The organism is Streptosporangiales bacterium (genome assembly GCA_009379955.1).
Taxonomy (GTDB): domain Bacteria; phylum Actinomycetota; class Actinomycetes; order Streptosporangiales; family WHST01; genus WHST01.
Genome location: WHST01000189.1, coordinates 1 through 7750, shown reverse-complemented (window position 1 = coordinate 7750; position 7750 = coordinate 1). Strand labels below are relative to the sequence as shown.

6 protein-coding genes are annotated in these 7750 nt (G+C 71.0%); 2 read left to right on the top strand and 4 right to left on the bottom strand.

Going from position 1 to position 7750, the window contains the following annotated elements; all coding sequences use genetic code 11:
- Positions 1-135 precede the first annotated feature (135 nt).
- From GEV10_31140 to GEV10_31125, 4 genes are read right to left on the bottom strand one after another with little or no spacing between them, the layout of a single operon-like run.
- A complete protein-coding gene (locus tag GEV10_31140) occupies positions 136-861 on the bottom strand; it encodes an ATP-binding cassette domain-containing protein (GenBank protein MQA82858.1) in 726 nt (241 codons plus the stop codon).
- A complete protein-coding gene (locus tag GEV10_31135) occupies positions 858-2705 on the bottom strand; it encodes an ATP-binding cassette domain-containing protein (GenBank protein MQA82857.1) in 1848 nt (615 codons plus the stop codon). The genes GEV10_31140 and GEV10_31135 overlap by 4 nt, the downstream gene beginning before the upstream one ends.
- Positions 2706-2707: 2 nt before the next feature.
- A complete protein-coding gene (locus GEV10_31130; protein MQA82856.1) occupies positions 2708-3580 on the bottom strand; it encodes a branched-chain amino acid ABC transporter permease in 873 nt (290 codons plus the stop codon).
- 37 nt (positions 3581-3617) lie between these two features.
- The gene (locus GEV10_31125) at positions 3618-4835 is read right to left on the bottom strand and encodes an ABC transporter substrate-binding protein (protein ID MQA82855.1); all 1218 of its coding nucleotides are present in this window, start codon (positions 4833-4835) and stop codon (positions 3618-3620) included.
- 135 nt (positions 4836-4970) lie between these two features.
- Here GEV10_31125 and GEV10_31120 point away from each other — a divergent pair, with 135 nt between their 5' ends.
- On the top strand, positions 4971-5453 hold the full coding sequence (locus tag GEV10_31120) for a 2Fe-2S iron-sulfur cluster binding domain-containing protein (protein ID MQA82854.1): 483 nt from the start codon (positions 4971-4973) through the stop codon (positions 5451-5453).
- Positions 5450-7588, top strand: coding sequence for a molybdopterin-dependent oxidoreductase (locus GEV10_31115; protein MQA82853.1), 2139 nt, complete (start codon positions 5450-5452; stop codon positions 7586-7588). Before GEV10_31120 ends, GEV10_31115 begins: the two co-directional genes overlap by 4 nt.
- Positions 7589-7750: the final 162 nt, after the last annotated feature.

Below are 7750 nucleotides of genomic sequence, written 5' to 3'. Positions count from 1 at the left end.
CTGATCGCTGATCGCTGAGCATCAACGACGAGCACGACCACCTCACTCATGCCGGCACACGGCCCGCCACGCTAACCGCCCAGCAGCCCCATCAGCGCCGCGGCGCGGCGGATTCGCCAATACGGACCCACGCTCCTAGGACGAGACCGCGCCGCCGAGGAAGAGCTGGCCGATCTCGGGGTGGTCGAGGATCTCCTTCGACGTGCCGGCGAGGCGGGTGCGGCCGCCCTCCATCACCACACCGTGGCTGGCGATGCCGAGGCCCAGCCTGACGTTCTGCTCGATCAGCAGGATCGTGGCGCCGCGCTCGTTGGTCGAGCGGATCAGCTCGGCGACCGACGCGAGGCTCTTCGGGTCGAGACCGAGCGACGGCTCGTCGAGCAGGACGAGGGACGGGCTCAGCATCAGGCACCGCGCGATCTCGACCATGCGGCGCTGGCCGCCGGACAGGTTGCCGGCGCGGTCGTTCGCGCGTTCGCGGACGATCGGGATCAGGTCGGCGACCTCGGCGTAGCGGCGGCGCAGCAGCTGCCGGTCACCGCGGATCACGTAGCCGCCCATCAGGACGTTCTCGTGCACGGACATGCGCGGGAACAGCGCGCGCGACTGCGGCACCTGGACGACGCCCCGGCGCAGGACGGCCGCGCTGTCGAGCCCGTCGAGGGGCTCGCCGTCGAGCAGCACGCTGCCCTGGCGCGGACGCAGGATCGCGCTGATGACGCGGAGCACCGTCGACTTGCCGGCGCCGTTGGGGCCCACGATGCACGTGACGGAGCCCTCCGCCACGTCGAGGTCGAGTGCCTGCAGGACGTCGCCGCCGCCGTAGCCCGCGTACACGTCGCGCAGCGCCAGCTTGCTCATGTGGGCTCGGCCTCCCTCGTCCGCGCCGAGGCGACGGGCAGGACGTCGTCCGGGCCGAGGTAGGCGTCGAGCACCGCCTTGTCGCGGCGGACCTCGTCGGGCGGTCCCTCGGCGATGATGCTGCCCCGGCTGAGGACGGCGACCGGGTCGCACAGGTCGAGGACGAGCGGGATGTTGTGCTCGACGACGAGGAACGTGACGCCTTGCGCGTTGAGCTCGCGGACGATGTCGACGATGCGGTTGACCAGGGTCGGGTTGACGCCGCCGGCGGGCTCGTCGAGGAGCACGAGCCGCGGCTCGAGCATGAGCGCCTGGGCGATCTCCATCAGCTTGAGCTGGCCGTACGACAGGGTGCCCGCGGGCTGCTCGGCGAGGTCGGCGAGGCCGACGAACGCGAGGAGCTCTCGCGCGCGCTCGGTCTCCGCGCCGTCGACCGCGTTGGCGACGAGCCCGCGCCAGCGGAACGACGACATCGGCGCGACGACGTTCTCGATCACGGAGAGGTCGCCGAACGGCCGCGTCACCTGGAAGGTCCTCGACACGCCGAGGTGCGCCCGCGACCACGGGGGCAGGGTGTCGATCCGCCTGCCGTCGAACCGGATCTCGCCGGCTCCCGGCCGCAGCGTGCCGGTCACGAGGTTGAACAGCGTGGTCTTGCCCGAGCCGTTCGGCCCGATCAGGCCGGTGATCGAGCCCGCCGCGACCGCGAGGTCGACGCCGTCGACGGCGTGGACACCGCCGAACGACCTGCGCACCTGCCTGATCTCCAGCAGCGCACGCTCCGCCCGCGGCTCCGGTCGCACCCGCTCCGCCACCCGCGCCCGCGGGTGTCGCACAGCACCGGCCTGGTCGGTGTACGCGACGGCGTGACCGGCCGCAGCCCGCCGGCGCAGGAACGCCTGGACGGTCGGGACGAGCCCGGTGGGCAGGAACAGCACCACGAGGACGAGGATCGCGCCGAGCAGCAGCGGTCGCGACGCGGTGCCGCCGCCGTACACGGTCGCGCCCTCCATCGCGAAATGCACGATGAACGCGCCTACGACAGGCCCCCAGAGCGTGCCCCGGCCGCCGAGCAGCACGGCGAGGACGATCGTGACGCTCATGACGAGGTTGAACGCGCCGGCGGGGTTGAGGAACGTCTGGAAGTAGGCGTAGCCGGCGCCGGCCGCGCCGGAGAAGACGGTGCTGGCCGCGAACGCGAGCACCTTGTAGACCGTGGTGTTGACGCCGGTCGCCGCGGCCTTGCCCTCGTCCTCGCGGATCGCGACGAGCCCGGTGCCGAACTTCGTCCGCCTGATCCACCAGCTGAACGCGAAGACGGCGACGAGCAGCACGAGGAACAGGTAGTAGAACGGGACGTTCTGCAGCTCGCGCGGCCAGAACGGCAGCGGCAGGGTGATGCCGTCCGTGCCCTTCGTCAGGCTCGGCAGGTTGATCGCGGCCACCTGCAACGACAGGAGCAGCGCGATCGTGATGATGACGAACGCGTGCCCCGACGCGCGCAGCGCGATCGCCCCGACAACGAGCGAGACGAGCACCGCGACGACCGCGGACACCGGGATGAACCACAGCGGGTTCCAGCCGGTGCGCACCGCGAGGATTCCCGCGGTGTAGGCGCCGAGGCCGAGGAACGCGCTGTGCCCGAGCGAGATGTAGCCGGCGAACCCGGACACGATGTTCCAGCCGACCGCCTGGATCGCCAGCAGGAACGCCATCAGCAGCACGGTCTGCTGGTACGTCGCGTCGGGCACGACGACGGGGTAGGCGACGAGGAGGACGAGCGCCACGGCGGCCACGGCACGGCCGGGGTGCGAGGCGAACGGGAGCCGGCGCCACACGGACATGGTCACGCCTCGCGGACGCGGGTGCCGAACAGGCCGTGCGGCCGGATCAATAGGACCGCCACGATGACGACGTAGAACACCAGCGTGGACCAGCGTAGGGACGCGTACGTCGCGGTGAGCGTCTCGGCGAGACCCAGCACCAGCGCGCCGATCAGCGCTCCCGGCAGGCTGCCCATGCCGCCGAGCACGATGATGCCGAGCAGCCGCGAGATCCACTCGTAGTGCGAGGCGGGGAAGAACGGGTAGAGGACGGCGAGCGCGGCGCCGCCGACGCCCGCCGTGCCGGAACCGAGTGCGAACGCGAACGACGAGGTGGGCCCGGGACGTACCCCGACGAGCGCCGCGGACGACGGGTTCTCCGCTGACGCGCGGATCGCGCGTCCGCGCCAGGTGAACCGCAGCAAGGCGTAGAACGCTGCGAGCACCACGAGCGCGAGGAGGAACGCGAAGACCTGAGCCTTCGGCAGTGCGATCGCGCCGATCCTGAACGACTGCGAGAAGTAGCTCGGTGTCGCCGAGTGGAAGACGTTGCCGGTCCACAGCGTGAGGACACCCTCGACCACCAGCGCGATGCCGAACGTCAGCAGCACCGACATCGACGCCGGCCGCCCGGCGATGCGACTCACCACGAACTTGTGCAGCACCCAGCCGAGGCCGAACATCAACGGACCCATCAGGCACGCGAGGAGGATGGGGTCGAGTCCGGTGACCGACCACACCTTCCAGGTGATGGTCGCCGCCAGCACGAGCAGCGCGCCCTGGGCGACGTTGACGATGTTCAGCACGCCGAAGATGAGCGTGAGGCCGCTGGCCATCAGCGCGTAGACGCCGCCGATGAGCAGGCCGAGCACCAGTCCCTGGACGAGCTGAGCCATCGCGCCGCCTTCCCGCGTCCGCCTGCCGACCCGAGTGTCACTGCTGCCAGTCGGGCTTGGGGTTGACGATCTTCTTCGACGTCGAGACGTCGTCGGGTGCGACGATCTCCGGCCGCCCCGCCTGCCACTGCGCGAGCATGTAGCTGGCCTTGCCGCGGCCCGCGGAGTCCCAGCTGAGCTTGCCGAGGATCGTCTGGACCTCGTTGGCGTGCAACCAGTCGCCGATCTTGTCCTGGTCGATCTCCTTGACCCCCTCGACCGCCGCCTGCAGCACCTGCGCCGCCGCGAACGCGTCCGCGGCGTCCTCCGCCGGAAGCGCGCCGTCGAACCGCTTCGCGTACTCGTCGACGAACTCCTTGTTGAGCGGCGTGGGCGCACGGTCGTTCCAGCTGACGCTGTAGAAGACGCCCTCGGTGTTGGCCTCGCCGACGCCGTCGCTGTACTGGACGGCCTCGCTCGGCGCCGAGCTCTGGAACATGATCTTCGGCGAGAAGTCGAGCTGCTTGAGCGACCTGACGAGGCCGACGCCGTCGTCGAACTGGGCGCCGTTGACGATCATGTCCGGCTTCTTGCCCTTGACCGCGGCGCCGACCGACTGGAAGTTCGTCGTGCCCGCGGGGTACACGGTGCGGTAGACAGTCTCGACACCGAGCTTCTCCAGGTCCTTGCGCAGGGTGTCGGACACCGGCTTCGCGAACGGGTCGTCGAGCGTCGGGTACGCCGCGGTCTTCGGGCGCTCGGCCTCGGGCAGCGACTCGATCCAGTCGGCGAACACCTCGCCCTGTTTGTCCGACGTGGCCTGCTGGGCGAAGAAGAGCTTCGTGAAGCCGCGGGTGAACATGTTCGGCGCCCCGCCCGCCGGCTCGACGAAGACCATGTTGTTCTTCTCCGCCACGGCGGAGGCCGGGTAGTTCAGCAGGGACGAGAACGTGCCGAGCAGCAGGTCGACCTTGTCCTGGGTGATCAGGCGCGTGTAGTCGGCGACGACGGTGTCCTGGTTGCTCGCGTCGTCCATGATCTTCAGCTCGACCTTGCGGCCGACGACGCCGCCGTCGGCGTTGACCATGTCGCGCCAGATCTCGTACCCGCGCTTCGCCTGCTGCCCCGGCTGCGCGAACTGCCCGGACAGCGGCAGCGAGACCCCTATCGTGATCGGCTCGTTGGTGTCACCGCCCGAGTCTCCCGAGCCGCCACATCCGGCCAGCAGCACCAGGGCGGACAGCAGCGCGATCAGCGCTCGAGGTTTCGTACGCATCGTCGACCAGCTCCTCGAGAATGCCGCAACCGATTGCGGTCCTCGTTACCATGCAGTACCTCGTGATCCTCCGTCAACAGGTCGACGCGATCGGCAATCGAATGCAACCGTGCATCCGATAGGATGTGGACGCATATGGCTGCTGAGAATCCGGTCCACGTCAACGTCAACGGCACCGACCACGAGTTCGGTGGTGAGCCCGACACCCCGCTGCTGTACGCACTGCGCGACGACCTCGGCCTGGTGGGCACGAGGTTCGGCTGCGGCGTCGGCCTGTGCGGCGCCTGCTTCGTCCTCCTCGACGGGCACCCGACCCCGTCGTGCGACACCCCGCTGTGGGCCGCCGACGGCAAGCGCGTCGTGACGGTCGAGGGGCTCGGCGACACCGCGCACCCGTCCGCGCTCCAGCGCGCGTTCCTCGACCAGCAGGCGGCGCAGTGCGGGTACTGCGTCTCGGGCATCCTCGTCAGCGCGACGGCCCTGCTCGAGGAGACACCGCGGCCCACCGAGCACGACGTGCGCTCGGCGCTCGACCGGAACCTGTGCCGCTGCGGTGCGCACAACCGCATGGTGCGAGCGGTCATGCAGGCAGCCGGCGAGCAGGAGGCCGCGACATGACGACGCCGTCACCCGAGATGCCCGAACCGGTGCTGCCCAAGGACCTCGCCGCCAACCCGCGCCTGTCGACCTGGGTCGACCTCGGCACCGACGGCGTGGTCACCGTCCGGGTGGGCAAGGTCGAGCTCGGCCAGGGCATCCTCACCGCACTGGCGCAGATCGCGGCGGAAGAGCTCGACGTCGACGTCGACCGTGTGGTCATGCAGGCGACCTCCACCGCGGGCAGTCCCGACGAGGCGCTCACCGCGGGCAGCCTGTCCATCATGTTCAGCGGCGCGGCGCTGCGGCAGGCGTGCGCCGAGGTGCGAGCGGTGCTCTGCGCGGCCGCCGCGGCGGAGCTCGACGTCGACCTCGCCGACCTCACCGTCGGCGACGGCGACCTGCGCGGCCCCGGTGGTGGCCACACCACGTACTGGCGGCTCGACCACGCCACCCTCCTCGACCGTGACGCCGACGGCAGGGCGACGCCGAAGAAGTCGACCGACTACCGCGTGGTCGGCGCCAGCGTGCAGCGCCTCGACCTGCCGGACAAGGTGACGGGGCGGCCGAGGTTCGTCCACGACCTACGACTCCAGGGCCAGCTGTTCGGCCGCGTGATCAGGCCGCCGTCCCGCCAGGCCCACATCGACGCGATCGACGACGAGGTCGTGGCGGGCCTTCCCGAGACGGTGACCGTCGTGCGCGACGGCGACTTCCTCGGCGTCGTCGCCGACCGAGAGGCCGCCGCGGTCACCGCCGCGTCCACCCTCGCCGACGCGGTCACCTGGCACGAGTCCGCTTCGCTGCCCGACGAGGACGACCTGCCCGGCTTCCTCCGCTCGGCGCAGGCGGAGCGCTCGGTCCTCGCCGAGCCGACCGGTGCCGCGCGCGACGGCGACGTCACCCATCGGCTCGCCCGGTCGTACGGCCGTCCCTACCTCGCCCACGCGTCGCTGGCGCCCAGCTGCGGCATCGCGCGCTGGCGCGACGGCGGCGTCACGGTGTGGACGCACAGCCAGGGCGTGTTCCAGCTACGCAGGGCGATCCACGTCCAGCTGGGCGTGCCGCTCGACCGCGTCGTCGTCCACCACGTCGAGGGTGCGGGGAGCTACGGGCACAACGCCGCCGACGACGCGGCTTTCGACGCCGTCCTGCTGGCGCGGGCGGTCGAGGGCCGGCCGGTCCAGGTGGTCTGGAGCCGACACGACGAGCTGACCTGGGCGCCGTTCGGCGCGGCGATGACAGTCGACCTCGAGGCGACGGTCGGCGCGGACGGGCGCATCCTCGGCTGGCGGCACGAGGCGTGGAGCAACGGCCACACGTCCCGACCCGACACCGGAGGCCTGCCACGACTGCTCGCCGCGACGCACACCGCCGACCCGACCCCGATCCCGCCGTCTGCCGACCCGCCGCCCGAGCGCGGTGCCGGACTGCTGCGCAACGCCGTGCCGTACTACGACGTGCCGCACCTCGAGGTGATCGGCAACCGGCTGCTGACGATGCCGCTGCGCGTGTCGTCGCTGCGGTCGCTCGGCGCCCACCTCAACGTCTTCGCCGTCGAGTCGTTCCTCGACGAGCTCGCCGATGCGGCCGGCGTCGACCCCGTCGAGTACCGGCTGCGGCACCTCACCGACCCGCGCGCACGCGCCGTGGTCGAGGCGGTCGCCGCGGCGGCCGACTGGCCGTCGGGCGCGGACGCGTCCGGCGACACCGGCCGGGGCATCGGCTTCGCCAGGTACAAGAACATCGGCGCCTACTGCGCGGTCGTCGCCGAGGTCGAGGCCACCCACGAGGTCAGGGTCACCCGGTTGCACGTCGCCGTCGACGTCGGGCAGGTGGTCAACCCCGACGGCGTCGCCAACCAGCTCGAGGGCGGCGCGATCCAGGCGACCAGCTGGACGCTCAAGGAGCGCGTCCGCTTCGACGACACGCGGGTGACGAGCGGCGACTGGGAGACGTACCCGATCCTGCGGTTCACCGAGGTGCCCCACGTCGACGTCGAGATCATGTCGCGCCCGGACGATCCCTCGCTCGGCTCGGGTGAGGCCGCCCAGGGCCCGACGGCCGCGGCCATCGGCAACGCGGTGTACGACGCGCTTGGCGTCCGCGTCCGCGACCTCCCCCTCACCGCCGACCGCATCACCGCGCTGCTCTGACCACCCGCCTCGCTGGGGTCCCCGCTAGATGAGTGATTCCTTGAAGGGCCTGGGCGCGTCGTGGCCGTGGATGTGGGGGAGGGTGTTCATGTTCGATGTGTGAGCAAAGATCTGAACACCCTCCTGACCGCACTGTACGTGTTGATCGACGATCACGTGGTT